The organism is Paenibacillus sp. 481 (genome assembly GCF_021223605.1).
In the GTDB taxonomy this organism is placed as follows: domain Bacteria; phylum Bacillota; class Bacilli; order Paenibacillales; family Paenibacillaceae; genus Paenibacillus_B.
Map to the genome: position 1 here is coordinate 171,269 of NZ_CP075175.1, position 26,146 is coordinate 197,414.

Genomic DNA, 26,146 nt, shown 5'->3' on the forward strand with positions numbered 1-26,146 from the left:
CGCAAAAGAGTCATTCATCTAACCTATACAAAGTTATTGAGCAGCAACACTGAGTTCATTTACTAAAATGACTCCTTCACCACCATCCTTGGTAGCGCGAACAATCGCATGCACGATAGCACGAGCTGCATCAGGAGGCACGACACCTTCTTGCTGCAAAGTAATGTAATGGCCATCCGTAGGCTATAGGTGGTCAATAATATTAACCCCAAGATGCCTGTCGTTCTTATCATAGAAATCCATATACAATTGTACCTTTGCATTGTTTAGAGACAAGACGTTTAATGATCCTTTGAGTAAATAAGGTTGATTGGGAGTCATTTTGACACTTTGACTGATTGCCGCAATTCCGTTATGACCAATTCCTTTTCCTTCAATACACTGCACGATCCGATCATTAAACTTTTGGACTTGAAAATGAGCCCGTGCCGCGCCCCAGTTTTCTTTTTTCCACCCATTCGCGATTTCGTCACCATTACTGAACGATTCAAATGAAGAGTTATGCGTCCTCTCTTTGCTTGTGATATGCTCGAAATGCAGATCATCTACATACATCGTACCTGTTGCGCCGTCTTTTAGTGAGCGAAGAATCCCGTAAACCTTAACAGCTACTGCGTTCGCAGGGACTTGACCTGTAAGGTTGAACGTCATAAAAGTTCCGTTAGATGGCTGTGTGTGTTCTGTTATATTATTCGAAATCCACTTGCCATCCTTGTCGATAAAATCCAAATATAATTGAACTGACGCATCTTTTAAACTCTGCAAGGAACAATCCACTAGCACGATAATGCTGTGAAGGCTTTACTGCTAATCGCTGGTTAACAGAAATAAGACCATATGCTTTTATTCCTGATCCCGAAAGCTTCCGCATGTTGTTATTTCCATGAGTAACCGTTAATATATTCGCAGTTTACGCTTCCCAAGATCCTATTTCCCAGATATCTGGCATTCCGTTTCCATTAGGCGCGACCGCCTGAAAATCATAGTTCACTACCTCATTTCGAGAATGTTCATATGAAAGGTTGGCCCCTCTTACCACGATCATTCCAGCAGCATTATCGTCAACGGCGCGAATCAGGACGTAGATGACTACCGATTTCGCTTTTGCTGGCACGATTCCTGACGTGGACAGCGTAATAAACGAACCATACGTTAGGGCTTGGTGGTCGATTACGTTTGCTCCAATGAACTCATCATTGGGCCCGAGAAAGTCTAAATACAGCTGCACTTTAGCGTTTTGCAAATGCTCAATTCCAACAGAGGTGTTCGCCACATAAGGCTTACCAGCTGTAATAGGTACTCTCTGCTTTATTCCTACATACTGGTGAAGGGACATGTTTGATGCAGAAACCTTTTGTACATTCCGATTTTCATAGGTGTATGTATGATAGTTAGTCGTTGGTGTTCCCCAGATAGCCTTCTCCCATTTGTTCACCAACTCTTGATTGACTTGCGCAAAATTAGCGTTCTGCAGCAAGTTAACAGGCGGCACAACGAAATTTTTCAACACGGTCTGATTAATGGTATTCCCATTCTTATCACTCGTGAATTTAATTTTGCTGTCACCGTTAAATACTTCGGTTATATTTCCATTCTGGTCGTAACGGTATTGTGAACCACTGCTCGCATATGCTTGCATGCTGTTAACGGAAATCACACAGATTGATAGAATGAATATCGTTGTGTACCACATCATGTTCTTTATGGTAATCAACTTAATTCTCCGCTCTATAGAACTGAACATTATCTGCATATGCCTCACCTATTGCTTGCGAATCCGCAACGACTCGAACAATAACCTTCTTCGTTGTAGGCTGGGTGGTGATCGTTAATGCATTTGTCGTCCACTCACCTTGTCTAGTTGAAAAAATAGCCGCACCGTCATAAACAGATTCGTTTCGTTCATTAAACTCCACGGTATCAACATAAACTATCCCACCTTTTAAAAGATTCAAAAAATCTGCCTGGAGCACATATTTCGTATTTGGAGATACAGGCAGCACGAAACTCTCAGAAGCTGTACCTACAACCGGACTAGTAGAATGGAATTTAATTTGCATTCCCTTGTCCTTGGAGTGAGCGTCTATTTTCATAAAGCTACTTAACGTCCAGTGAAGTTCCTGTTGTTCGAAATCATGGTTAGGCAGCAAATTGTTCGTTTTGACACGGGACACCCGATTACCCTGCGCATCGTATTTCATATGTATGCGTTCATACATCGTTAACATATCGGTTAACTGATTGTTCGCATTGTATAGAAACTGTGTCTGCTGTCCGGGACGGCTCACATGAACTTGAACTTGCAGTGCTTGTCCAAAAGATGTATCCCCGAAGTAAAGCTGCCATCCAAGCTTATATGTACCAAATTGCTGCGGCGCTGTAATCGGAAATTCAAACGTGTAGGCCTCACCAGATTTGAGCTGGATGCCAAGCTGTGGCTTTATTGTTCCTGCTTGAAAAGATGCAGCCGCGCCTTGTCCATGCAGTGATATGTTATCGCTGCTCCACGTACCCTTCGTTGTATTACGAATCTGGACGGAAACGGTTCGCTTTCCCCCTTCTGGTATTACTGTAGGAACCGTGTGAGCAACGATTGGCTCATCCTTACTTAGAACGTGTACATTCACGGCTAGTTTCTCACCAAACCATGTGACCTGTTCTTGTAACATTCGCCAATCTGTCGTATAGACCCCCTTCTTAGGAGGTGCTATCATTGTAAAATGAAATGTATGTGTATTTCCGTATGTCACCTTGGTGTCGTTAGGCAAAACAATGCGCCCGGTTACTGACAGCGGGTCGCCATCATCCACCGCGCCAAGACGAAACATTTGCTGCTCAGTCCACTCTGGCATACCCGTGTTTTTAACTGTGACCGAAACAGGATACGTTTCTCCCACTATCATCTTATCGGGAATCGTATGCGACACGATTTTAGCGGATACATTTTGCTCCGGACCTATGTATAAATCATCAAAGTAGCTGCGGAATTTGCCTGTTGTATTGTTGACATCGTCGTCATCATAAGCGACTAGCACCTTCTGAATGTACCTTCCTGCTAACGGTGATAAATCTACTTCAACTTGTACCCATTGATTGAGCGGATCTTTACGATGTGCAGGGTGAAGTCGATTACCATGAGTATCTGTTACGTGCGCGGCCTCCCGCAGATTCGAACCATCGCTAAAAATAAGATCAACCGCCATTTTGCCGCTATGTGAGCCACCCGCATGGTAAACCCAATATTTCAGCTTTGTGCCAGCTTGGACAGGCAAATGTAAATGATCGTACAGTTTAAAGTAAATAAAGCTGTTCTCGGTCGTGCTTGTGTCTGTTCCAGCCACACGATAAAATAATTCACCGCTGCGCGGTGTCAATTCCATATCCCCCTTGTAAACCGTAAAAGCTTCAGGTGGTATGTTTGGAAAGTATCCCCCAACATTAGAGGATATCTCGGTTTGCATAGCCAGCGCGTCATTGTCATGTGCTTCAAACGTATTGTTAATCGACATGCGTTGCGTGGACTGACCAGCCGTATTAGCCATACTGACGGGTACAAAGCATGTAGACGTCAATAGGATTAGTACAGTTAAAACACTACTTATTTTTCTTATCAAAATGCTCACATCCTTGTCTCTCATTGTTGCCCTATCTATCATATTTTGTTGTAAGGTTGTTGTCTATGGTGAATATGAGACTAAACTGCGGTCCATGTATTTTCACTGCCCTATTTTACTGAGATATGTATAAAAAGACCCTTGGGAACCCCAAAAGTCTTTAAGAAACTTTACACTTGCGAAGTATGGTATTTTAGTAAATACTACTCTAAATCTTCACCCTTTATAAACCTGAATTCCCCTAACTTTCATCATCGTTTAATTCTTCGTATATATAAAAGAAGATTATCCGAAGAAAGAAGGTTAAACATGCCTGTCGTTGTTAAACTGAGAGAAATCCTTGCAGAAAGGAACATGTCACAGCGTGAACTAGCCCGACTTACTGGGCTAAGACCTAACACGATTAGTCACTTATGTTCAAATGAAGTTGACAGAGTGCATCTAAGCACTTTTGAAGTCATCTGTAAGACGCTCGATATTCAACTTCATGAATTGATCGTCATGGAAGATTGAGATAAATGTGATTATGCTACTGGTACTTTACTCACAGCACCGACTAATATTGCACACGGAATCGCAATCGCATTTTCCCATTGCTCCGCCGCAACGTTATCGAAATCAAGAGTAGGGCGTGTTCTCATTTCTTTTTCAATCTCCCTACGGTAATATCCAGTTACTTGTCGTTGCTCAAGTTCACCGTTCATCATTCCAATAACTCTTTCGAGTAATTTAAGTTTTAGCTTCTCAAGTGATCCCAAACGAGAACACAGATAATATTTGTTAAATGAGGGAGGATACTGAACCAACACGTGGAGCGGTATCTTCTCCTTAGGAGCATACACAATTTCAAACCTCGTCAATTCTCCCGATATTTTCTTCCCTTGCTTCTCTGCTCTTTCTAACTTCTTGTCGTAAACTCTACAGTACCCTGCGACTTGTCGTTGATGCTTCTGATTAGAATATCGAGTCCCCTTCCATGTATGCATATTCCGCCCTGTTAAAGACAGTGTAAACAGTTCAGTTATGGGTAACGGAATATCAAAGGCTACATCACATCGAACAAACAAAACTTCACGGCATGTTTTCTTCAAAGGCAACAACCCTGACTTGAAATGAACTAAACTATCAGGATGACATTCAATTCTTAACAAGTTCTTTCTTGACTTAGGAACAAACGTAAGCTGATAGGAAACATGTAAGTAATGACTTCCATCTCTCACATGTAAATGATACTTAAACCCTTTTTCCTGCAAACGCAAGCTAGCATTAAAATGGGTACGTAGAGTTAGATGAAATCGGTTAAAGAAGTCCCAAAGTACATCTGTAAAATCTACTACAATTCGGTCAATCGAAACTTGTACGTCTTCCATAATCAGCCCCCAACCCGAAATTTTTCAACGAATTTCGGACTATATTAGAGGGCAAGGTGGCTAGCCTAAAACGTTCCTTACCTGCTTCTATGTAAACTGGCACGTTACCAGAATAATTTTTGACCCTTACACAATAAACAATCGGGACATCCTCTCATTTTGTTGCAATGAATTTTTTTGTTCCTCCCTCACCCTATACATCGTTTTAAATACACAGATTGATGCAATTTATTTCGAAAAAACTGTGAGAAGGCGAAGATAACAAAAAACAGGTCAATCATGGTGGTATCTGACCATAATCAACCTGAATGTCGTAATGCAATAACGTTATTTAGGGTATAATTGTATACCTCGCTCGTACGTACCACCATTTAAGGAAAATATTATACGGGGCTGATGAGGGTTAAGTTCTTGTGGAACGTGCCGCCTGATTCATTCGGCACTGGGTGGGGTTAAAAGAAAGACCTTGAGGATTTCCGCCCTCAAGGTCTTTCAACTGTTCCTGTACATTGCAATGATTCTAGTTAAATTTCTTTAACTTGTTTCATATATTCATCATGGGCCTCCTGAATCTTCTGCCTACATATACGTTCCCACAATTCTTTAAACTTAACTTCCTTCTCTTCATCTTTGTCAATCGGAAACATATCCCCCCCAAATCCTACTCTTGCATCTGGATCCGGCACTACCCCATACTCTCCTGCATAAGCCAATTCAAAAGGAGCCTGTGTATAGCTAACATTAGGGCAATTTCCAGCTAGGCAATGATACCCAGGCTTTCCTAGCCCTTCATTACAACACAATGGGGGCTCAGTAGTATTATTCTCACAATATACTTCTAGTAAAACATGCCTCATTTTCATTAAACCATCTCCACTTCATATGCTCAATAATCATCATGGGTTGTTATCACTTCAATTACATTAATATCCCCATTAGATTCCTTAGTGTAAATTACTCTAGCATCACCACGTTTACGTCCAGACCCTTTAATATCCACTGCCCACTGTCCCTTCCTCTTTCCTGAAAGTGCGTGTGCATGTAGACCCCTTAAATCTCCAGACTCTAAACCTTTAATTGCTGCATCATAACCTTTTTTCGCTTCTGGTGATAACTTCTTAGCAGTTCTAGCCGCTGATTTAGAAATTGATACATTACACTCTGTATTATGCACCCAAATTCCCAGATCAGTTACATAATACGTGTTGTAATCTGCCACCGTAAAGTTATATACTGTAACTGGCTTATCTAGCATAATAAATTCAAGCTTTTCAATCGTTAGATTGCTTCCGTCAGCCTTTTGGAGTTTATCGCCCACCTGGAGTTCATCTGCGAAGACCCAACCCTTACCTTCAACCCAGAACGGGTGGTTATCTGTCGTCTCGATGATTTGTTCCCCAACATACAGCTTAATTATATCATCACGTTGGTTACGGTAAAGATTCGTTACTTCCTTATAAGCTAATTCACCGTCAGGGTTATTCTCATCCTTAGCAAGAACCATATCTCCGACCTCAATGTCTTCGATATTCTTCTCCCCTTCGTTAGTTATAAACTTGATTCAGGGAAGAAAGAAGGTGGCAACTTTTAAGCTACCACCATAGTATCAACTCGCCGCCAATTCGGGTAAAGGGGCGAGTCTATACTCCGTTTTATTTTTCATCATGCTGTAAATGATATTGACTAACTTTCGCATAATACAGATGATGACTTGCTTCTTCTTTTTGCCTTCACTTAGTCGCTTCTCATAGTAAGCGTGGAATAAAGGATTAAGTGGTTTCTTGGACGTTCTAGCCGTCTGAACTTGTCTTACCGCTAACCCCCACAGAACCTTGTTTAATGTCCTGTTTCCTTGTCGCTGGTTACGCTCTTTACCTCTGCCACCACTACTCATTTGACTTGGCGTCAGTCCTGCATACTTGGCTAGCTTATCAGCACTGGTAAATCGGGAAATATCACCGATTTCAGCCACAATAGCCGAAGCAGTAACATTATCTATGCCCGTAAACGTGTTCAGTTTGAAGTCTAGCTTCTGCATAATGAGACGAATATTGTCCTCAACATCGTTCATCTCACGGTGAACATCACGAATTTGGTTTACATGACTCCGGACTAAGAAATCACGATATTCCTGTCCGTTCCGCTTCGTATTGCCATCTGCTTGCACACTTTCAAGAATAAGAGCGGCTTTCTTCGTTGAACACACATTGTTACTGTTCTTCCTTAGAAACTCCGCCAAATCTTCCAGTGTCATGCCCTCCAATAAATACGGTGAAGGATACTCATGCCATACGGCTAACGCTGTTCTCCCATCCACTTCGGAGAAAAACTTGTTGTAGCTGGGATAGTTGTAGCTTAGTTGGGTATGTAATTGATTCTTGAGCATGACAAGCGTATCTCTCAAGCTATACCGCCGCATCACTAGCTGTTTCAGAATCCAGTAGTCGTCTTGTGGGTGGGCATTTGGTAATCTATCTAATTCGTCAAGCAATAGTTTAGCAATATTCTCCGCATCCCAACTGTCATGCTTTTCCGTCATAGCATAGCTTTTACGCTTCCAGTTAGATAAAGCGGCATTAACTTCTTTGACAAGGAAATGATTCTCGACTAGGTAAACGGCTAAGGATCTTCCATAGCCGCCCACGTCCTCAAGCCCAAATACGATAGTCATTCCGTCTTGAACATGCTTCTTGACCTTACTAATTACCGCTGGAAATGCAGAGGGTTTGTTCTCGAACTCTATGATTTCCAGCTTCTCATTCCAGCAATTAATAACAACTGCCGTATGTGACCGCTTATGTAAATCAACGCCAACATAAATAAACTGCTCTTTACGATGTTTCATATGATTTCCCCCTTAGCTTCTTATAGCGATTAGGGAAAAAGAATAGCCGCATCGTCTGTTTAGTATTCTCCCGAAGGGATACATTGAAGGGTAAGCGTGTCCATTCTTCCTCATTAATCGCTATAAAATAGCTTGATGTCGTCCTGTTGCCGTAATGCCACCATATTGATACTGACCTTCGTAGAACGCTCTGCGGTCAAGTATTCGTTTGACTTGTACTTTCGTGAACTGCTTGCCTTGCTGTGTCGTAAAGCCTTCTTCATTCAGTTGAAATGCGATTTCAGATAACGTCCATTTCAAGTTCTGTTCCCGTATATCAAAGAGTCGTTTTACTGCTTGGGCTTGCATATCATTAACCTCAATTGACTTATGTCCTTTACGGGCTTTATAGCCAAATGCCGCCCGTCCTCCTGCATAACCGCCCTGTTGGGCTTTTTTGTTACGCCCTCTGCCTAGCTTGAGGGCGATTTCAAGCCGCTGATACTGGTCAAGCAGTTCCATAAGACCATTGATAAGAAAATCACTTGGGTCTTTCTTATGGATAGAATAAGTCGGCTGTTCAATGCTCTTTACATCCACACCATACTTCTTGAACTCCCGATGAACCAACACTTTCACAATATCAGACCGCCATAAACGGCTTGTATGGAGGACAACAACAGCATCATAGGTTCGAGTAGACAGGGCGGTTAACATGCTCTGAAAGCCGATTCTGTCCACCTCAAGAGCATCCTCATCCACCTTTGCCCCACTAATACCTTCATCCGTAAAGATGTCCTGCAAGTCCCATCCTTGCTCCTGACAATAGGAGCAAATTTCATCTTGTTGGTACGCTAAGCTGTAACCGTCTTTTGCCTGTCCACTCGTTGAAACTCTGACATAACCGATGACTTTCATACTGTTTCCCCTTTAGCAAAGCGTACTTCACTAGAAACTAATGCCTTCGCCAATTTGAGGTGACAAACTTCTGTTCGTAAGTCCATTTCAACACGATGAACGGCTAATAGAATATCTTCGATTGCTGTTTGATGACAACGAAATCCTTCCTGAATCGTATAATCTAAGATAGCAGACTGATATGCAATGCAAGTTTCCAATCGCTCATTAACAACTGATTCTCTTTCATACAATTGTTCCAGTTTTTCTATTAAGTGACTCATGCCGTTTCCCCCTCCGTTACGATAACCTGAATTATTGTAACGCCTAGTAGATACAAATACATTATATATCTACTAAGCGATACATACAATAACTTTCATCATCGTTTAATTCTTCGTATAATAAAAGAAGATTGTGCGAAGAAAGAAGGTTAAACATGCCTGTCGTTGTTAAACTAAGAGAAATCCTTGCAGAAAGGAACATGTCACAGCGTGAACTAGCCCGACTTACAGGGCTAAGACCTAACACGATTAGTCATTTATGTTCAAATGAAGTTGACAGAGTGCATCTAAGCACTTTTGAAGTTATCTGTAAGACACTCGATATTCAACTTCATGAATTGATCGTCATGGAAGATTGAAATAAATATGATTACGCTACTGGTACTTTACTCACAACACCGACTAATATTGCACACGGAATTGCAATCGCATTTTCCCATTGCTCCGCCGCAACTTTATCAAAATTAAGACTAGGGCGTGTTCTCATTTCTTTTTCAATCTCCCTACGGTAATATCCAGTTACTTGTCGTTGCTCAAGTTCACCATTCATCAGTCCATTAACTCTTTCGAGCAATTTAGGTTTTAGCTTCTCAAGTGATACCAAACGAGAACACAAATAATATTTGTTAAATGAGGGAGGATACTGAACCAACACGTGGAGCGGTATCTTCTCCTTAGGTGCATACACAATTTCAAACCTCGTCAATTCTCCCGATATTTTCTTCCCTTGCTTCTCTGCTCTCTCTAATTTCTTATCGTAAACTCTACAGTACCCTGCGACTTGTCGTTGATGCTTCTGATTGGAATATCGAGTCCCCTTCCACGTGTGCATATTCCGCCCTGTTAGAGATAGTGTAAACAGTTCAGTTATGGATAACGGAATGTCGAAGGCTACATCACATCGAACAAACAAAACTTCACGGCATATTTTCTTTAAAGGCAACAGCCATGACTTGAAATGAACTAAACTATCAGGATGACATTCAATTCTTAGCAAATTCTTTCTTGACTTAGGAACAAACGTAAGCTGATAGGAAACATGTAAGTAATGACTTCCATCTCTCACATGTAAATGATACTTAAACCCTTTCTCCTGCAAATGGAAGCTAGCATTAAAATGGGTACGTAAAGCTAGATGAAATCGGTTGAAGAAGTCCCAAAATACATCTGTAAAATCTACTACAATTCGGTCAATCGAAACTTGTACGTCTTCCATAATCAGCCCCCAACCCGAAATTTTTTAACGAATTTCGGACTATATTAGAGGGCAAGGTGGCTAGCCTAAAACGTTCCTTACCTGCTTCTATGTAAACTGGCACGTTACCAGAATAATTTTTGACCCTTACACAATAAACAATCGGAACATCCTCTCATTTTGTTGCAATGAATTTTTTTGTTCCTCCCTCACCCTATACATCGTTTTAAATACGGAAATTGATGCAATTTATTTTGAAGAAACTGCGAGAAAGCGAAGATAGCAAAAAACAGGTCAATCATGGTGGTATCTGACCATAATCAACCTGAATGTCGTAACGCAATAACGTTATTTAGGGTATAATTGTTGACCTCTCTCGTACGTACCGCCATTTAAGGAAAATATTATATAGGGCTGATGAGAGTTAAGTTCTTGTGGAACGTGCCACCCGATTCATTCGGCACTGGGTGGGGGTAAAAGAAAGACCTTGAGGATTGCCGCCCTCAAGATCTTATAAATCAGGTATCTTTGTTTAGTCTTCCCATTGCTTCATCAAGTGTTTCGTATTGGATGTTATCATATTCCCAATTCAGGTGACGATTAATAGCCTTAGCCACCTCATCCCAAGTCGGTCGCACACAATCTTCCAATATTAAATTTATTTCTTTTTCCACCAGTGTCAAATCAAGTTCATTCACTAAGAAAGTTGCTCTGCCATCCAGTATCTTATCTTCTTCTAAAATTGAAAGTAATCTCTTAGGTGTCATAATCCTAAAATAAAAGTATTCAACACCCTCTGACTCAGCAGTTCCTATATCTGCACTTGCAGGGAGTACAAAATCATCTGTTATCTCAGGCTCACCACGCAACAGAATTCTTTTTAAAACTGGAACTATCAATATAATCACTCCCCATAAATATTTACTCAATTTCAACATGGTAATTCGTGAGTCTGTTCCCTCTCTTATCAAACGATTCAAAGTTGGCTTCATACACGCCCTTACCATACTTTTTCCCTGTTCTAACTGACTTTAACCCATCTTTGCTAGTATAGAGCATTCCTCCATCAATCTTCTGTACTTTCGCTCCCTTACCAACAAAATCAATTGATGCATCATATATCAAGTCGGCTGAAACTTTCGCACCTTGTAAACCATCATTTTTCTTGGATTTCCTAGCCAAATCTGCTAAGTCGGAAGCTGAACCGCAGAACTTATTAATATTATGAACCCAAATCCCCAAATCGCTTACAAAATAAGTATGGAAGTCAGCAACAGTAAAGTTGTAGACCTTAACCATTTCATCGTGCTTAACGATATTAATCTTATCAATAGTCAAGATATTTCCATTACTCTGCTGTAACTTATCCCCCGCATGTAAGTCAGCCGCAAGCACCCAACCTTTACCTTCCACCCAGAATGGATGATTGTCGGTTGTCTCAATGACTTGGTCGCCTACGGTCAATTCGTAGATGATTTCCTTATCATTTCTATACAGATGCGTAACTTCCTTGTACGCTTGCTCGCCAGTCTCTTCATTCTTCGAGAGAACCTTATCTCCGACTTCAATGTCTTCGATATTTTTCTCCCCTTCGTCTGTGAGAACCATTGTTCCAGCAACGAAACAATTACATCCCGTTTTAGCCTTCTGGGCTTTCTTAGCCTTACTTGCCTGATAAACATTTGTAGCTGCCTTACCTGCTTTAAGCACTTTTCCAGCTGGTATTAAAGTAGTAGCAATCGCCATACCCTTTTGTGCCATAGAGGTGTTCGGATCAGATATAACTCGCAGATCATCCAGCACTAGGAAATTGGCTGTGCTTACCGCTGCTCTTCCAGCTACCCTTGCTCCCTTTTTCACACCGTTCCAAGCATTTTTTGCAAACTGTGCTACGTTTCCTGTTGGATCCACAAAAATCAACGGGTTGTTCAATACATACGTATACAAGTTCAAACTAAGCGGGCTATCTATTTCACCCTCATACGTATCCTCGTTAATAAAACGACCGATACTCGGGTCATACCATCTTTCACGCAAATATTGCAAGCCTGTAGTTGCATCCCAGTACTCGCCTGAGTAGCGGAAGATGTTAGGAACTTTTTCCTCAGGCGTATTTAATGGGTTACCCCATATATCATACGTGTACTTGTTTAGTACATTACCCTGCTCGTCGCGAATTTCAGTGACGTCGCCGTGTCCGTTCGTAATGTAATACTGCATGCCTTTACCCGGAACTTGACGCGCTAAAATATCATCGTTCGCATCGTACACATAACCTGCCAAAATGGTAACTGAACCGTTTTCTACTTTAGCTTCAGCTACGATTTTGTCGTTATCATCATAATAATAACGTGTTGTCTCACCGTTTTCCGTACGCTCGACCATCAGGTTGTCGCCATTGTAGCGATAAGTAACGGTCTTACCTTCATCTGTTGTAACAGATGTCAGACGATTTCGTTGATCATACGTGTAACTGCCACCCTTAATTTCAGGTGTATGATCCGTTGTTAGGGTACTCCGATTATCCCGATTATCGTACGCATACGTCTCGTTAAACTGGCTGTTTGTTTGAATACGGTTCAGCTTATCGTAAGTATACTGATACCCTGCACCATTATCATTTTTTCCAACAATGTTACGGTTCTTATCATAATTGTACGTGTATTGGCCAAATGTGTTTCCGCCCAATTGCTGCTGAATATCGATCATGTTCAGACCATCGTACTTATATGACTCCGTGTAACCATTTGATCCACTAAGCTTGGACAAAAATTTAGAACGTTGATCGAACTCGTACGTAAACTGAGATAATGCATTCCCACTTCCATCCATAACTGAAAGTTTGGTTGGTGTTGGATAATCAAATAAATAGTCAATGCTAGATGTTAGATTAAAGCTTCCAGCTGATACACTTTGTTTCGTCCGCAAGCCGCGTCCTTCATAATCGTAGCTTAGCATAATACCGTCGTGATACGTGATCGTCTTCAGTTCACCTGTCGGATGATAGTTGTAATTCGTGGTACCTGTGTTGTCTTTCATCGAAAGTCGCTTGCCTGCGGCATCGTACGCATAGGTGATCGTCTCATCCGCTGTTATACTGCTTGTCAATAAATCACGATTGTTATATTCGAACTGCTGTGTCTGACCTTTACGATCAACGGAACGAACTACATTATCGTTTGCATCGTAGTACAATTTCTTACTCTGCTGCTTCGGATCAAGCTGTTCAACTAATCGTCCGATCTCATCGTACTTCTTCTGCACGATATTTCCATCCGGATATTGCACTTCGACCATATCGCCAGTCAAATTGTATTTATATTTGGTCGTCTTTCCTTCGGCATCCGTTACAGCAACTAGACGACTCAAAGCATCATACTCATACTTCGTCACATTGTTATTGCCGTCCGCCATGCTTGTAACATTACCTGCATAGTCATACACATAACGAGCCAGTTCGACATTGCCACCAGGCTTTACTTCTTCTTTAAGCAGTAATCTTCCTAGTACATCATACGTTTCTTTAAACGTGTTATTCGCGCCATCGATCGTCGTTTTTGTGTTTGCTCCATCATCATATAAGAAGCGAGTTGCCTCATAATGACCCGGCTTCTCTTCAATGACTCGTCCCCATGCATCGTATTTATAATGTGTAGAGGAACCGTTGGCATTTCCTTTAACAATGACGTGATTAAATTCATCATAAGTATGGTTTGCAGAGCCCCGTCCGTTCGTTTCTTTAATAAGACGGCCAAACGGATCAAACAACCATTCAGATTGCTCTCCGGTTGGAGAGGTTACCGTTACTTTATTTTGAGCATCATCGTACACGATTTTCGTCTGTGTACCGTCATGGTACGTTTCAGACGTAATTCGGTTCAGATGATCATAACTGTACGTAACAACCTGTCCTTTACCGTCTATAAATTGATAAAGGTTACCTGTCTCAGGAATTATTTTATTCTGACTCACTATATCAGAAGCGTTTCCGTTTGCGTCCGTTACTGTAACAGTCTGCTTGTTCACGAACCTATACTTATGTTCTTGATTGAACTCCTGCTTAACGACCGTATTTCTGGAGCCATCGCCCTTTATTTGAATCGTTGTCGGGTTGCCAAGCAAATCATAGTCATAATTGACTTGACTTAGCTGCTGACCTTGACCATTGTGTACCGCTACCTGCGTCACGCTCGCCGTTTTTTGATCATATTCATATTCGGTTACTAAATTCGACTTCGGTCCAACAGGAACCGTGCTTTTCTTTAATCTTTTATATCCCGCCGCATAGCCGTATTCAAGATGACTTGTAACGTTCAGTGAATTTGTTTCCGTCAGTACGTATCCATAGTCATCGTACGTGTACCTCGTCGCTTTTGAATGTGATGCACCAGTCGGACCATAGCTAGTTTCAGTAACTTGAGTTGGATTAGTATGCCGTTCCTCTCTATTAGAGTAAGTATCATAACCATAGCCAGTCACTTTTCTTTCATTGCTGCGTTTAGATGAAACTTCTACAGAATCCGTATACATCAACGGGGAATCTGGAGGAAATTGGTACGTCGAGCTGTCATCTAAATTGTGATAATCTTCTCTATAATCTAAAGAATAGTTATATTTACTTAGAGTCAAGCCATCGTCAACACTTACGCTAAAGGACTGATCTCCATATGTTTGGCCGATATCCCGGTGAAAAGTTAATTTCTGAATGTCTGCTGCAACCTCTGCTCCGGTATTTGTACTATACAATCGTTTACGTCCCTCATACCGAACTTGTTCTTCTTGGGCGTAAACACCAATTTCACGGAGAACTTCAGACGTTTCAAACTTTGTCTGTGCTTTTGTTGGATGTTCGATCATACCCAACGTTACCCATGTATTCTTACCCCAATACATCATTCTATCAGAAAAATCTGTAAATATATCATATCCTTTCAAAATATTGAAGAACATCGTGTTTCTTACATCATAATAATATTTAGTAGAGCGGCCGACCGGATCAATGACTTCTTTCAAAATGTTATGCTCTCGACCGTTAATATTAATCTTATTTTTTACATATTTAACTTTTCGCTCTTGATATGTATTCGTTGCAGGGTCTTTGTATGAAGCAGTCGCAAGCGTATAGTCATCATAATCTTTAATAAATAGTACATTGTATTGTTGTCTGGCTACATCTTGGTTGGAGAAAGTAGCAACCATAAATAACTTGTATCCATCATAGACAAATTCAGTAAAGTTTCCGTGTTTATCATTAATTTGCTTCAAAAATCCATCTGCACTAAAGGTATATCTTAATCCTTTGGTCGCATCAGTAAGAGCAAACACGGTACCTTCTGGTTCTCCATAACTTGGACCAAAGCTTAAATCGCCGAATGGATACCCTAATATTTCATAGTTATCCGCTATTCCAAATGTCCCTTTTCCGGGTATGTATATAAACTTTTGATCCCCGTCTTCTTTAAAGTAAGGGATATCCCACATCCACCCTTTTCCTAACGAAGTACGATAATCCTCTTCTGTTCTCTTTGTAGACTGCTTATATTCCGACCAGTCGTAAAACGTATCATCTTTACCGCGGGAGCTGTCATAGACACGGCGAAGTTCAAAGTCTAATCCATTAGGACCTGGAAGAATGAGATCGGTGTTTTGAATCTGAAGCGAGCCGTCGACCGTTGAAATCTGTTCATTCACATCACCTATCGAGAACGGTGCATGATCGAATTTCAGCTGCTTCTGCTTAAGTGCAATATTATCGTATTCACCAGATGCAGAACGCTTTTTGCGGCTATTCGTTACCGGATAAACAGCATTTGTGACGCTGCTATTTCCTTCGACGCTAGCATCTTTATTCAAATCTCCATACACGCTAGATGTAACACCTGTATTCCGTTCATCCAGCGGTTTTTGTATAACATTTGGATATAATTGCTTCATATATTGCTCATAGGAGCCGCCTTTTTGCTTCTCCTGCAAACCTTCGTATATATGATGCAGTCGATACCCTTTTTTGATTTCTTCGTAAACCCAATCACCTGTTACATTGAATTGATTTGCTACCGAAGATATCGTAATGATGTCTTCCGGCTTTAAGTCTGCTGGCTGTGAATCGTAAACCGCCTCGGTTACCGAGCGTGGCGTTGACGTGGAGTTATCCTCCGACCATAGTGGCTGTGCCGAAGCTAGTGGCAAGCTTGTAAACACCATCATGAACGCGAGAATGACAGATATGTACTTTTTCATTTTTCTCTCCCTTTAAAGTAAGCTGTGTTGCGTAATCATATGGAAACCGACTTTCTAATGTACTTGCAGCTTACGTTCACCTCTAGTTTATTTATTTAATATTGTTAACTATTAGACCCTATAGAATCATATTTTTTTGTTGGCTACATGTCCATGTATTTTTATTACATTTCCCCTGCAATATATAATTAAATCCATATAAATATTATTCATACTGTCTGTTTTAGCTTAATCACAATATTATCCATGACAAATTCCCACTTAATGATTAATCTATAAAAGGTTATTTCATTAAAAAGGGGTAAAAATATGACTTTCTACTATACGGCAAGAAAAAAAACACTCTTAATTTGTTTTATGTTTATTATGTTCTTCGTGTTACATCACAAAGCTGAAGCCAGTAAGCAATCTGAGCAGAAGCTGAACTACACTGAAATAAGTTCAAGTAGTGAACACTTTAAAAAATGGGAGATGCTGGATCCAAGCATTGGGCATCAAACAGGTCGAGCGGAGGGCGATGGATGGTCAGCGACTATCAAAAATGATAAACCTGGCTTCCTGAGCTACGGGCCTTATGTAAATAATCTAAATTTAGGAGAATGGGTTACTACATGGTCATTAAAAGTAGATACCAATCAGATTGACAACAAAAAAGTAGCTCGACTAGAAGTATTTGATCCGGATACATTAGAAATGTTAGCGTTTCAAGAGATAGAGAGAAATCAGTTTACACTTAGCAATACCTATCAAGATTTCTATCTGAAATTTAAAAGAAGTAGACAGAATCAACGCTTGGAATTCAGAGTGTTTTGGTATGGCGAAGTAAATTTACAATTAAAGCATATCACAGCCAATCAAATCACGAAGGTAGATACGTTGAAAACATGGAACATGACAGATGATGGGATTGGTCATAATACGGGAAGAAAAGATGGCGCTAACTGGTCAGCAACTCCACAACAAGATAAAGAAGGTCACTTGAATTATGGTCCTTATGTAAGAGATCTTGCAACAGGAACATGGGAGACAAGCTGGTCGTTAATGATAGACAATCATACAGCAGATAATGCAAAAGTGGCTCGACTAGAGGTGTATGATTATGAGACTGGTAAAATTCTAGCCTCTCGTGAAATAAGCCGAAAGCAATTTTCCCAACCCAATACCACCCAATACTTTGACTTAAAGTTTACTAATCTAACACCCAGCCACCGCTTGGAATTCAGGGTATATTGGTATGGCAATGCTAAAATAACTGTAAAGAATATTTCTACAATGAAAACGGTAAAGATAAATTATCAAAAAAGTTGGAAGATGAATGATTCTACGATTGGGCATAATACCGGGAGAGTGGATGGAGATGGCTGGGCAGCAAACACTCAACAAGACAAAGAAGGTCATTTGAACTTTGGTCCTTATGCCAGAGATTTACCTGTCGGCACATGGGAAGTTAGCTGGCCTCTTCTCATCGACAATAACGTTGCAGATAATGAAAAAGTAGCTAGGCTAGAAGTATATGATTATGAGACTGGTGAGATCTTAGCATTTCGCGAAATTCATAGGCAACAACTTGATTCCCAACAATTCAAAAATTTAAAGCTGAGATTTAACCATACTAACACCAGTCACAGACTAGAGTTTCGCACATATTGGTACGGTAACGCTTATATCAAATTAAAAGATGTTCAAATCAAATACATCTCGCCAAGCTTGTTTGGTGAAGTGTGGAATATGTTTGATCCAGCAATAAGTCATCAAATAGGTAAAAACATTGAAGGTGTTTGGTCCGTTGATCCTATTCAGGACAAAATACCAGGATATATGAGTTATGGTCCATATGAGAAAAATTTGAGTAAGGGAACTTGGACAGTAACCTGGTCAATGATGCTGGAAGGTAGCAACGTTAAAAAGGGTAACCTCTTGCGATTAGAGGTTTATAATTCTGGAACGGGCGAAATTCTAGCTTCTAAAACTATCAATAGTCAGCAGTTCATGGCGAGAAATCATTTTCAAAATTTTGATCTTCAGTTTCAAAACAATGCAGACGCAGGACAGCCGCTAGAATTTAAAGTGTTCTGGTATGGGGACAGCGCTGTTAAATTAAGAAATATAAAAATTAGTCAAGCTAGACTCGTAGACGAGTATGTTTATGACAAGAATGGACGATTAATTCAATGGATTCAAGCAGATGGCAAACAAAAATATTATGAGTATGACCCTAATGGAAATGTATTGAGAACCATTCGTGCAAATGAATAAGAGATGTACCGTAAATACGACATCATCAACTGATTAACCTGAAAATGAGGAGATCGGCACTCGAAATTTACTGAGTACCGATCTCCTCGCTTACTGTAACCACATACTCAGCCTTTCTCACTCCGGACCAAGTTCCCGTTTTCATCATAATACAAATTAATGATCTGACCATTCGGGAGCGTAATTGACTCGAGCCGATTAGCTGCATCATAGGAATAACCTGAAGTTTTTGATGATAAAACATACTCAATTTCCGTTTCCCAGAACGTGCTGTCACATCCGTTATCTGCTCCAATAGCATTTACAACAAAATGCAATGACTCTCCCTCCGCTACTGGCGTATTCACATTAAGCATAACCCCTTTATTATCATTAAATGCTAGCGTTGGCTCCCATATCCTGTTCTTTCCTTTATAAATAATGGCTTGTATACCGTTACCACAACCGATGTTGTCCTTAAAAGCACGCCCTGTTAAGCGAACAGTTCCCGACTTCGGAGCAACCCATTTCCGGACTGCTTCGGAAGGGTCTGGATGATACATTGTAGATGTAAGGATAGAGTATGGGCGGCTCCCCTTCCATGCCTGTTCTTTCGGATCAAATTTCATATCCGTATACGTCTGGCCATTCCCTTCTTGATAGTACCAATTCGATTGCCCTTGCGCAGAGCCGAATCCAGCTATAGATGAATATGTCAGCTTAAGCTGAGGATCTAAATATGTAATGACTGGGTCCCATGTCGTACCATCACAATCCTTATCTTTGTCAAGCTGGGAAACCATAAATCGCAATCTATCATCGGCACGAACCGTCAAATCATGCTCCAACTGATAACCCGTCTGATCATTATACAGGAGAGGCGTCGACCACACCGCGTAATTATTTTTGTAGAGTGTTGCAACAACTCCATTGCCGCATACTGCGCTGTTCTTGCCTAGCCGTCCTGTAATTTTCACGACGCCTGAGGTTGGAGCTGACCATGTCCGTACCGTGTCTCTTGTATCAGGATGCTGCCAGTGATGTCCAATCATTGAGAACTCTGTTAGACCTCTCCACAAGACTTCTCCTTTCACCCAAGTCAAAGGAAAGAACTTGTCCCCTTCCCGCTCCTCGTAGTACCAATTGTTCTGTCCTTGAATCGAACTAAATCCTTCTGAAGCTTTATACTTCATCAGTTTCTTTTCTTCATAAGTAATCGTTGGGTCCCAGAACGTTCCGTCACAATACGCGTCAGCTTTTTGATTCACCATGAAATAAAAGGAGTCACCTTTAGCGATATGTGTTACATGGTCTGCTGACACACCTGTTAGGTCATTGTATTCAAGATCCGTGGACCACACAATTTTATTGTTTTTACGTATCATAACTTTGACACCGTCACCACATGACGTGTTACTTTTCTTAACTATGCCGCTTATCCGTACCATTCCTGATTTCGGAGCAACCCATTTGCGAACAATATCGTTGGTGGAAGGATGATATAAATTAGTTTCAATAAATGGAAAAGGCCCGTTTCCTCGCCACAATTTTTCGGATTCATTCCATTTTAAATCCGTAAATGTCGTTCCGTTCCATTCTTGATAGTACCAATTGTTATCCCCTTGTTTCGTACTATAATCAGCGCTCGCTTTGTACACATTTTTTCCGTTATTAGGGGCCGACCACACCACATCATCCGTAAACAGCATACTCGTAACTAGCGCTATAAATACAATGGTTGAAATGATAAACCTTTTCATATGTTTTGACATCCTTCACTTCAATGGATTATTTTTGTTGAGTCCGTACCTCTGCTTTTCCCTCAATCAGAGAAGGCTTGAATAACACCAAGCACTAGAAAGATACACCCGACATACAAGCTTGGACACAACCAAATCATTTGTGCCTGCTGACACTTTTACCAGCCCATATTCTCACCCTTCTATCAATCCCTATCTGTCCTTTACAGAAATAAGTTGACGGTATTGCTTCTCATTTTTTAGAGTTAACCCCTCACATAAAGTTACGTAGTTATGAACGGTTTGTAAAGTCAATTTATGAGTTACCTACTCTACCCGGTGTACCCCCGAACCCCGTTACTGAATATCGCTTAAAATTCCTGTATACTTAAATAGTCCTTAGAAGAGCAGATTAAAATTGACAGAAGTAAAAAGAAAAGGGTGATTATTTATGAAAAAAGTAATAAATAAGCCAGAAACACTCGTCAGAGAAATGTGTAACGGACTCGTGCTCGCACATCCCGAATTGGATTTTAATAGTAAATATAAAATTGTACATAAAAAAGAAATGAACCCTAACAAAGTAACGCTTATTAGCGGCGGCGGAAGTGGGCATGAGCCTGCACATGCTGGATTTGTCGGAAAAGGGATGTTGGATGTTGCGGTGTGCGGAGACGTGTTTGCTTCCCCCTCCCAAATTCAAATTTATCAGGCGATTAAAGCATCCGCTAGTAAAAAAGGAACGTTATTGATTATCAAAAATTACAGCGGCGATATTATGAACTTTAAAAATGCCGCACATCTTGCAAGCGAAGATGGCGTGCTTGTGGATTATGTAAAAGTCGATGACGATATTGCTGTCGAGGACAGCCTGTACACGGTTGGAAGAAGAGGCGTTGCTGGTACCGTCTTGGTGCATAAGATTGCCGGTGCTGCCGCAGAAGAAGGAAAAGAATTAAGCGAAGTCAAGGAAATCGCTGAGAAAGCAATCAATAACACACGAAGCATTGGCTTTGCACTCACTTCCTGTACGGTTCCAGCCAAAGGAACGCCAACGTTCGAACTGAATGACGATGAAATTGAATATGGCGTAGGCATTCATGGCGAGCCTGGAATTCGCCGAGAAAAAATGACGTCCGCCAACGAGCTGGCGAACAAAATGGTCACGGATTTGTTCCGCGACTTAAACATAACCGATAGTTCGAAGCAAGAAATCGCCCTGCTTATAAACGGGTTCGGCGGAACACCGCTGCAAGAATTGTATTTGCTTGCTAACGCTGTCGTTCGTGAAGTGAAGCGCAGCAGTGGTGTATCCATTTTTAAAGTATTCGTCGGCAACTATATGACGAGCATTGACATGGCTGGAGCTTCTGTGTCGGTTATTCAGTTAGACGATGAGTTGAAGCATTATTTGGAGGCAAGCTGTGATACACCTGCTCTTCAGATCACGGGATCATTCCGCCCGCTGCATGTTGATGAAGAGACATCATTTGAGGAACAGGATTCTCAAAGCGTATCGTATCGCTGCGAAACGGATCAGAAATATGCAAAGATCGAGCATAATACGTTTACGCTGCCCAATTTGATGTATCTGCTCGATAAGATGAGTGAGATTATTATTGAAAATGAAGTGCCTTTCTGCGAACTGGACTCACATGCAGGCGATGGCGACTTTGGCATGAGCGTAGCAAAAGGCTTCAAGCAATTGAAGCAAGAATGGCACGAAATCACGGAGCATCATGCGAATAGTATAGGTGAGTTCCTAAATGAGTGTTCCCTGATCATTATGGAACACTGTGGTGGAGCTTCCGGTCCAATCTGGGGATCGGCATTCCGTGCGGCAAGTAAATATGCTGGGGACAAAACCGAACTGAGCGTCACCGAATTTGCCGGCATGATGCAGGCCGTCGTCAAAGGTATTCAAGACACAGGAGAGCGCTCTTTTGGAAGAGGCGCTGTAGTTGGTGATAAGACGTTGATTGATGCGCTTGCTCCGTTCTCCGATGCATGGGAGCAAAGTGCCAAAGCAGGAGACGATGTGAAGACAGCAGCTGCTAAAGCTGCGGAAGCTGCGGTACAAGGTGCGAAGTACACGGAATCCATTGTTGCAAGAATGGGTCGAGCAGGTACGGTTGGAGAAAGAAGTTTGGGCTACCCAGACGCCGGGGCCTTTGCACTGGGCGTCATCTTCACGGAGTTGGCTCAAGTTATAGAATAAATGATTGGATAGACGAAGCCCCTGACAATGCTGTTGTCAGGGGCTTCAAATATTTCACTTTTTAACAACGAGTCCATCTACTTAAACTCATCCCATTCGGTTACTCCGTAAAAAAGATATATTCCGCTTCCGTTTCTAAAAACAATGTCTTATACCCCGCCCAGCTCGCATCATAACTCAATTCTACTCCTGCAAGAATCTGCGCCGGCAATACAAGCTCAAATTTAGTCTCATCGACCAATACAGTATTCACATATATGCCACGCACAGTCGGATAACAAATAGGATCATCAATTTCCAACGGTTCTCGCTTACGACACTTCTGTACAAGCTCCTTCATTCTTTTCAACCGATAACAAATATATTCTCGCATGTCTTCAACCGTGGAATCATTATACGTATACGTACGAACGTCCTTTTTAAAAAAGTTTTCAAAAATGTCATGCCCAAATTCAAGCGTCGGCTCGAAATAAGAATGCCACTCCTCCGTATCAACAAGTGCATTCGTCCATAGTGAAGCAAATGCCTCTAACGGGTCGCCATACTGGGATTTATCACTTCTATATATGTACATCAAAGCTTCATATTCTTTCCCTGGATAATAAATAATTCCTGTGATACGCTTTGCACCGTAATTCATGATATAGGACTTCACTTCAGCTTCATAGGTGCTTGGCTGCTGTAACAACCGTTCTTTTAGCATAGATACTGTCTCCCCGACGAATACATATTCAAAAAACCGTCACTATCTTCTCGCACAATCGCTCCAACTCCGCGAGCATCACGATCCTATCTGCGCTTACTTAGCGTGAAGCCCCTTTCTTTATTTAGAAAAACATAACCATTCCCCATATTATACGCCCATTCGACCTTGAGCAATGGAATAACACAATGATTCAGCGACTCCATTCCTCTGCACCTCTGCTCATCTTCCCTCTGTTCCCTTGTACCCAATGAAAGCTAAAGATTGCATAAAATCAATTTTCCAGCCTAATTAAAGCGCTTTCCTAACTTGTGCAAATATGACCATTCGACTATGATGGGTTAAGTTTCATTTTCTAAAGTAAAATATTGTATTACATAATTTTATGATAAGTTTATAATTCATGAAAGAGGGTGTTAAACACATAGATGACCTGCATCTAAATGAATACGATCATACCATCCTATAAATAGAGTTTCCGATTTAGAGAGGAGAATTATCTATGAATGCGGTATTAATTATTGGTGTACTTCTATTTGTTTCGTTTTTACTCATTCAAGGCTTTTACATCGTGACGACCTTTTTCCATGCATGGACAACAAGACGAGCCAACAAAGCGGCGTTAACGCAATCATTAGATAAAAGCTTGGATCAAATTTCGATGAGCGTGCTGATACCCGCCTATAATGAAGAAAAGGTGATCTCGAATTGTATCAAAGGCATGTTAAATCTTCACTATGAACGCTACGAAGTGATTATTATCAACGATGGTTCTACAGACGATACTCTCCCCCTGCTTCACCAAAAGTTAGAACTTTATGTTACAGATAAACAACCCTCTGGCATGCTGGCTTTCGAGCATGTGAAGCGCGTTTACCGTTCGAGTTTATATCCGAACTTTATTGTGATTGATAAATATAACGGTGGCAAAGCCGATTCCCTTAATGCTGGCGCTGACTATGCCACTGGCGACATCCTGATCACACTAGATGCGGATAGTATCTTAGAGCGTCAAGCCCTACACCACATAAATACCTGCTTCCATGATCGTCACATCATTGCCGCAGGTGGCATGATCCACGTCGGGCAAATGTATGACGCTGATGGCAAGCCAACATTTAAAGGTAAGGGCCTATTAAAATATCAAGTAGCCGATTATGTAACTGCCTTTTATGTAAAAAAAGTAACCCAATCCCGCTTCAATCTGCTTACCGTCGTGTCTGGAGCCTTTGGTGCTTTTAAGCGGGAACTCGTCTATGAGATAAATGGCTACAAGAAATCGCTTGGCGAAGATATGGAAGTGACCGTTCATATTCAACAAATAATTCATGAAAAATATAAACAAGCTAAACTCGTGTTTCTACCTGAAGCCGTCTGCTTTACAGAAGTACCTGAGAACTTTAGCGATTTAACAAAGCAACGTATTCGTTGGCAAAAGGGATTAATTGATTGCCTGAACATGTATAAAGCAGCCTTCTTTAAACAACTCGGGGTAAAGTACTCACTGTTTATGTTGTGGGAGTTCGTCGTACTTGGTATTTCAGGTAAAATCATGATCCTACTGCTTCCATTTATTTTCCTGTCCCAGGGGATCAACGAACTCACAATTAGCCTGCTTATCATTCTGGCTTTAGCGCAATTGTTGCAGCGCTACGTCGGATTCTATGCAGCGGCACAGCACGGATACAGGCTAAGTTTTTCTGATTATATGAAGGTATCCCTATTTTCGATCATTGAAATTCCTACTTATCGATTGCTTGACGTCTATTACTATACGTACGGAACGATCTCCTATTTCACGCAAAAAAATAAACATAACTGGAACAAAGTAAAACGGCTTGGAAATGTAGAGTCAAGTTCGAGGTAATTCATACACTGCGAGTAAAAGGGTACAACCTAGCTAGAGCCTTGGCGTTCCAAGGCTCTAGTCGATAGCAATCGTAATCAAATCGTAATTATGTATCGAAAAGACGACCTTCAAGCGCGGCAATGTATCTGTCTGCCGACTTTTGCACCGCTTCATTCGCGTTGTGCTTCACAACAAGTTGGAAAGCATTATAAAGGCGATCAAATGGCAGCGCCTTCACTTTACCCGCTATTTCCGCCACTTTACTTGCGGGAAGTGGAATGAGATTCGGATAGCTGTACATAAAGCTCACCCAGTTCTGATCCGCAACGACATGAATAATATCACCCGTGAGGAGCACACCTTTACCAGCGTTGCCCGTTGCCCAATGAGCGACGGATCCCCCTTTAAAGTGACCTCCAAGGCGGTGAATCGTCAAACCCGGTGCTAACTCTAATGTTTCACCTGACCAAAATTGAATACGTTCACTCGGTCGGTTCACCCATCTTTGATCATCAATATGTATATAGATCGGAACTTGAAGTGCCTCTGCCCACTCGACCTGCGTGGAATAAAAATGCGGATGAGAAAGCGCAATCGCTTGAATACCACCAAGCTGTCTCAACTCTGCTAATGTGTGCTCATCGAAATAGGTAACACAATCCCACATAAGGTTAAAACCATCGTGTTGAATAATAAATGCCGATTGACCAATGCCAAATCCCGGCTTCGTCGTCATTCGATACAACCCAGCCTCCACATTGACAATCTCATTCGAATAACGGTTGCTATCACGCATCTCCTCTAACGTTGTCCATGCTTGACCTCTTGCAGGAATATATTGCCGTTCTTCATCACAGATGACACATCTCGTTGGCGGTTCTGTAGTTGAAGCATATTGGATACCGCAAGTCATACACACATTTCGTTGCATAAGCAATTCCTCCCTAAGCTATGATAGAAGTAAAATAGTACCACATT

21 protein-coding genes are annotated in these 26,146 nt (G+C 41.3%); 5 read left to right on the forward strand and 16 right to left on the reverse strand.

Annotated features, from left to right (window positions below; translation table 11 throughout):
• Positions 1–33: 33 nt before the first annotated feature.
• The 4 genes from KIK04_RS24150 to KIK04_RS00640 form a co-directional block, all read right to left on the reverse strand.
• The gene (locus KIK04_RS24150) at positions 34–159 is read right to left on the reverse strand and encodes a hypothetical protein (RefSeq protein WP_269670984.1); all 126 of its coding nucleotides are present in this window, start codon (positions 157–159) and stop codon (positions 34–36) included.
• Positions 160–183: 24 nt separating this feature from the next.
• A complete protein-coding gene (locus tag KIK04_RS00630; protein WP_232276434.1) occupies positions 184–765 on the reverse strand; it encodes a hypothetical protein in 582 nt (193 codons plus the stop codon).
• A 145-nt stretch (positions 766–910) separates the two neighbouring features.
• The gene (locus tag KIK04_RS00635; protein ID WP_232276435.1) at positions 911–1,696 is read right to left on the reverse strand and encodes a hypothetical protein; all 786 of its coding nucleotides are present in this window, start codon (positions 1,694–1,696) and stop codon (positions 911–913) included.
• Positions 1,697–1,715: 19 nt separating this feature from the next.
• The gene (locus tag KIK04_RS00640) at positions 1,716–3,542 is read right to left on the reverse strand and encodes an NBR1-Ig-like domain-containing protein (protein WP_232276436.1); all 1,827 of its coding nucleotides are present in this window, start codon (positions 3,540–3,542) and stop codon (positions 1,716–1,718) included.
• Between the two features lie 381 nt (positions 3,543–3,923).
• On the opposite strand from KIK04_RS00640, the gene KIK04_RS00645 reads away from it, so the two are divergent.
• On the forward strand, positions 3,924–4,127 hold the full coding sequence (locus KIK04_RS00645) for a helix-turn-helix domain-containing protein (RefSeq protein WP_232276437.1): 204 nt from the start codon (positions 3,924–3,926) through the stop codon (positions 4,125–4,127).
• A gap of 11 nt (positions 4,128–4,138) precedes the next feature.
• On the opposite strand, the gene KIK04_RS00650 is transcribed toward KIK04_RS00645, so the two are convergent.
• The 6 genes from KIK04_RS00650 to KIK04_RS00675 all read right to left on the reverse strand — a co-directional run bounded on the left by KIK04_RS00650 (position 4,139) and on the right by KIK04_RS00675 (position 8,989).
• Positions 4,139–4,984 (reverse strand): replication initiation factor family protein, encoded by an 846-nt coding sequence (locus tag KIK04_RS00650; RefSeq protein ID WP_232276438.1) that lies wholly within the window; start codon positions 4,982–4,984, stop codon positions 4,139–4,141.
• Between the two features lie 524 nt (positions 4,985–5,508).
• A complete protein-coding gene (locus tag KIK04_RS00655) occupies positions 5,509–5,847 on the reverse strand; it encodes a hypothetical protein (protein WP_232276439.1) in 339 nt (112 codons plus the stop codon).
• 23 nt (positions 5,848–5,870) lie between these two features.
• Positions 5,871–6,545, reverse strand: coding sequence for a polymorphic toxin-type HINT domain-containing protein (locus KIK04_RS00660; protein WP_332330026.1), 675 nt, complete (start codon positions 6,543–6,545; stop codon positions 5,871–5,873).
• A gap of 45 nt (positions 6,546–6,590) precedes the next feature.
• Positions 6,591–7,829, reverse strand: a complete 1,239-nt coding sequence (locus KIK04_RS00665; protein ID WP_232276441.1) for an IS110 family RNA-guided transposase — start codon at positions 7,827–7,829, stop codon at positions 6,591–6,593.
• 120 nt (positions 7,830–7,949) lie between these two features.
• Positions 7,950–8,726: a recombinase family protein gene (locus KIK04_RS00670; protein ID WP_232276442.1), complete on the reverse strand. Its 777-nt coding sequence runs from the start codon at positions 8,724–8,726 to the stop codon at positions 7,950–7,952.
• Positions 8,723–8,989, reverse strand: coding sequence for a hypothetical protein (locus tag KIK04_RS00675; RefSeq protein WP_232276443.1), 267 nt, complete (start codon positions 8,987–8,989; stop codon positions 8,723–8,725). The genes KIK04_RS00670 and KIK04_RS00675 overlap by 4 nt, the downstream gene beginning before the upstream one ends.
• 155 nt (positions 8,990–9,144) lie before the next feature.
• Here KIK04_RS00675 and KIK04_RS00680 point away from each other — a divergent pair, with 155 nt between their 5' ends.
• Positions 9,145–9,348, forward strand: a complete 204-nt coding sequence (locus tag KIK04_RS00680) for a helix-turn-helix domain-containing protein (RefSeq protein WP_232276437.1) — start codon at positions 9,145–9,147, stop codon at positions 9,346–9,348.
• Between the two features lie 11 nt (positions 9,349–9,359).
• On the opposite strand, the gene KIK04_RS00685 is transcribed toward KIK04_RS00680, so the two are convergent.
• The 3 genes from KIK04_RS00685 to KIK04_RS00695 all read right to left on the reverse strand — a co-directional run bounded on the left by KIK04_RS00685 (position 9,360) and on the right by KIK04_RS00695 (position 16,424).
• Positions 9,360–10,205, reverse strand: coding sequence for a replication initiation factor family protein (locus KIK04_RS00685; RefSeq protein ID WP_232276444.1), 846 nt, complete (start codon positions 10,203–10,205; stop codon positions 9,360–9,362).
• Positions 10,206–10,702: 497 nt separating this feature from the next.
• The gene (locus tag KIK04_RS00690) at positions 10,703–11,122 is read right to left on the reverse strand and encodes an Imm8 family immunity protein (protein WP_232276445.1); all 420 of its coding nucleotides are present in this window, start codon (positions 11,120–11,122) and stop codon (positions 10,703–10,705) included.
• A complete protein-coding gene (locus tag KIK04_RS00695) occupies positions 11,106–16,424 on the reverse strand; it encodes a polymorphic toxin-type HINT domain-containing protein (RefSeq protein WP_232276446.1) in 5,319 nt (1,772 codons plus the stop codon). The genes KIK04_RS00690 and KIK04_RS00695 overlap by 17 nt, the downstream gene beginning before the upstream one ends.
• Before the next feature lie 309 nt (positions 16,425–16,733).
• Here KIK04_RS00695 and KIK04_RS00700 point away from each other — a divergent pair, with 309 nt between their 5' ends.
• On the forward strand, positions 16,734–18,680 hold the full coding sequence (locus KIK04_RS00700; RefSeq protein ID WP_232276447.1) for an RHS repeat domain-containing protein: 1,947 nt from the start codon (positions 16,734–16,736) through the stop codon (positions 18,678–18,680).
• Positions 18,681–18,787: 107 nt separating this feature from the next.
• Here KIK04_RS00700 and KIK04_RS00705 read toward each other — a convergent pair whose 3' ends face one another.
• On the reverse strand, positions 18,788–20,419 hold the full coding sequence (locus KIK04_RS00705) for an RHS repeat domain-containing protein (RefSeq protein ID WP_232276448.1): 1,632 nt from the start codon (positions 20,417–20,419) through the stop codon (positions 18,788–18,790).
• 430 nt (positions 20,420–20,849) lie between these two features.
• On the opposite strand from KIK04_RS00705, the gene dhaK reads away from it, so the two are divergent.
• Positions 20,850–22,616, forward strand: coding sequence for a dihydroxyacetone kinase subunit DhaK (gene dhaK, locus KIK04_RS00710; RefSeq protein ID WP_232276449.1), 1,767 nt, complete (start codon positions 20,850–20,852; stop codon positions 22,614–22,616).
• A 100-nt stretch (positions 22,617–22,716) separates the two neighbouring features.
• Here dhaK and KIK04_RS00715 read toward each other — a convergent pair whose 3' ends face one another.
• Positions 22,717–23,319 (reverse strand): hypothetical protein, encoded by a 603-nt coding sequence (locus KIK04_RS00715; RefSeq protein WP_232276450.1) that lies wholly within the window; start codon positions 23,317–23,319, stop codon positions 22,717–22,719.
• 502 nt (positions 23,320–23,821) lie between these two features.
• On the opposite strand from KIK04_RS00715, the gene KIK04_RS00720 reads away from it, so the two are divergent.
• On the forward strand, positions 23,822–25,186 hold the full coding sequence (locus KIK04_RS00720) for a glycosyltransferase family 2 protein (protein WP_232276451.1): 1,365 nt from the start codon (positions 23,822–23,824) through the stop codon (positions 25,184–25,186).
• Between the two features lie 88 nt (positions 25,187–25,274).
• On the opposite strand, the gene KIK04_RS00725 is transcribed toward KIK04_RS00720, so the two are convergent.
• On the reverse strand, positions 25,275–26,099 hold the full coding sequence (locus KIK04_RS00725; RefSeq protein WP_232276452.1) for an MBL fold metallo-hydrolase: 825 nt from the start codon (positions 26,097–26,099) through the stop codon (positions 25,275–25,277).
• Positions 26,100–26,146 lie beyond the last annotated feature (47 nt).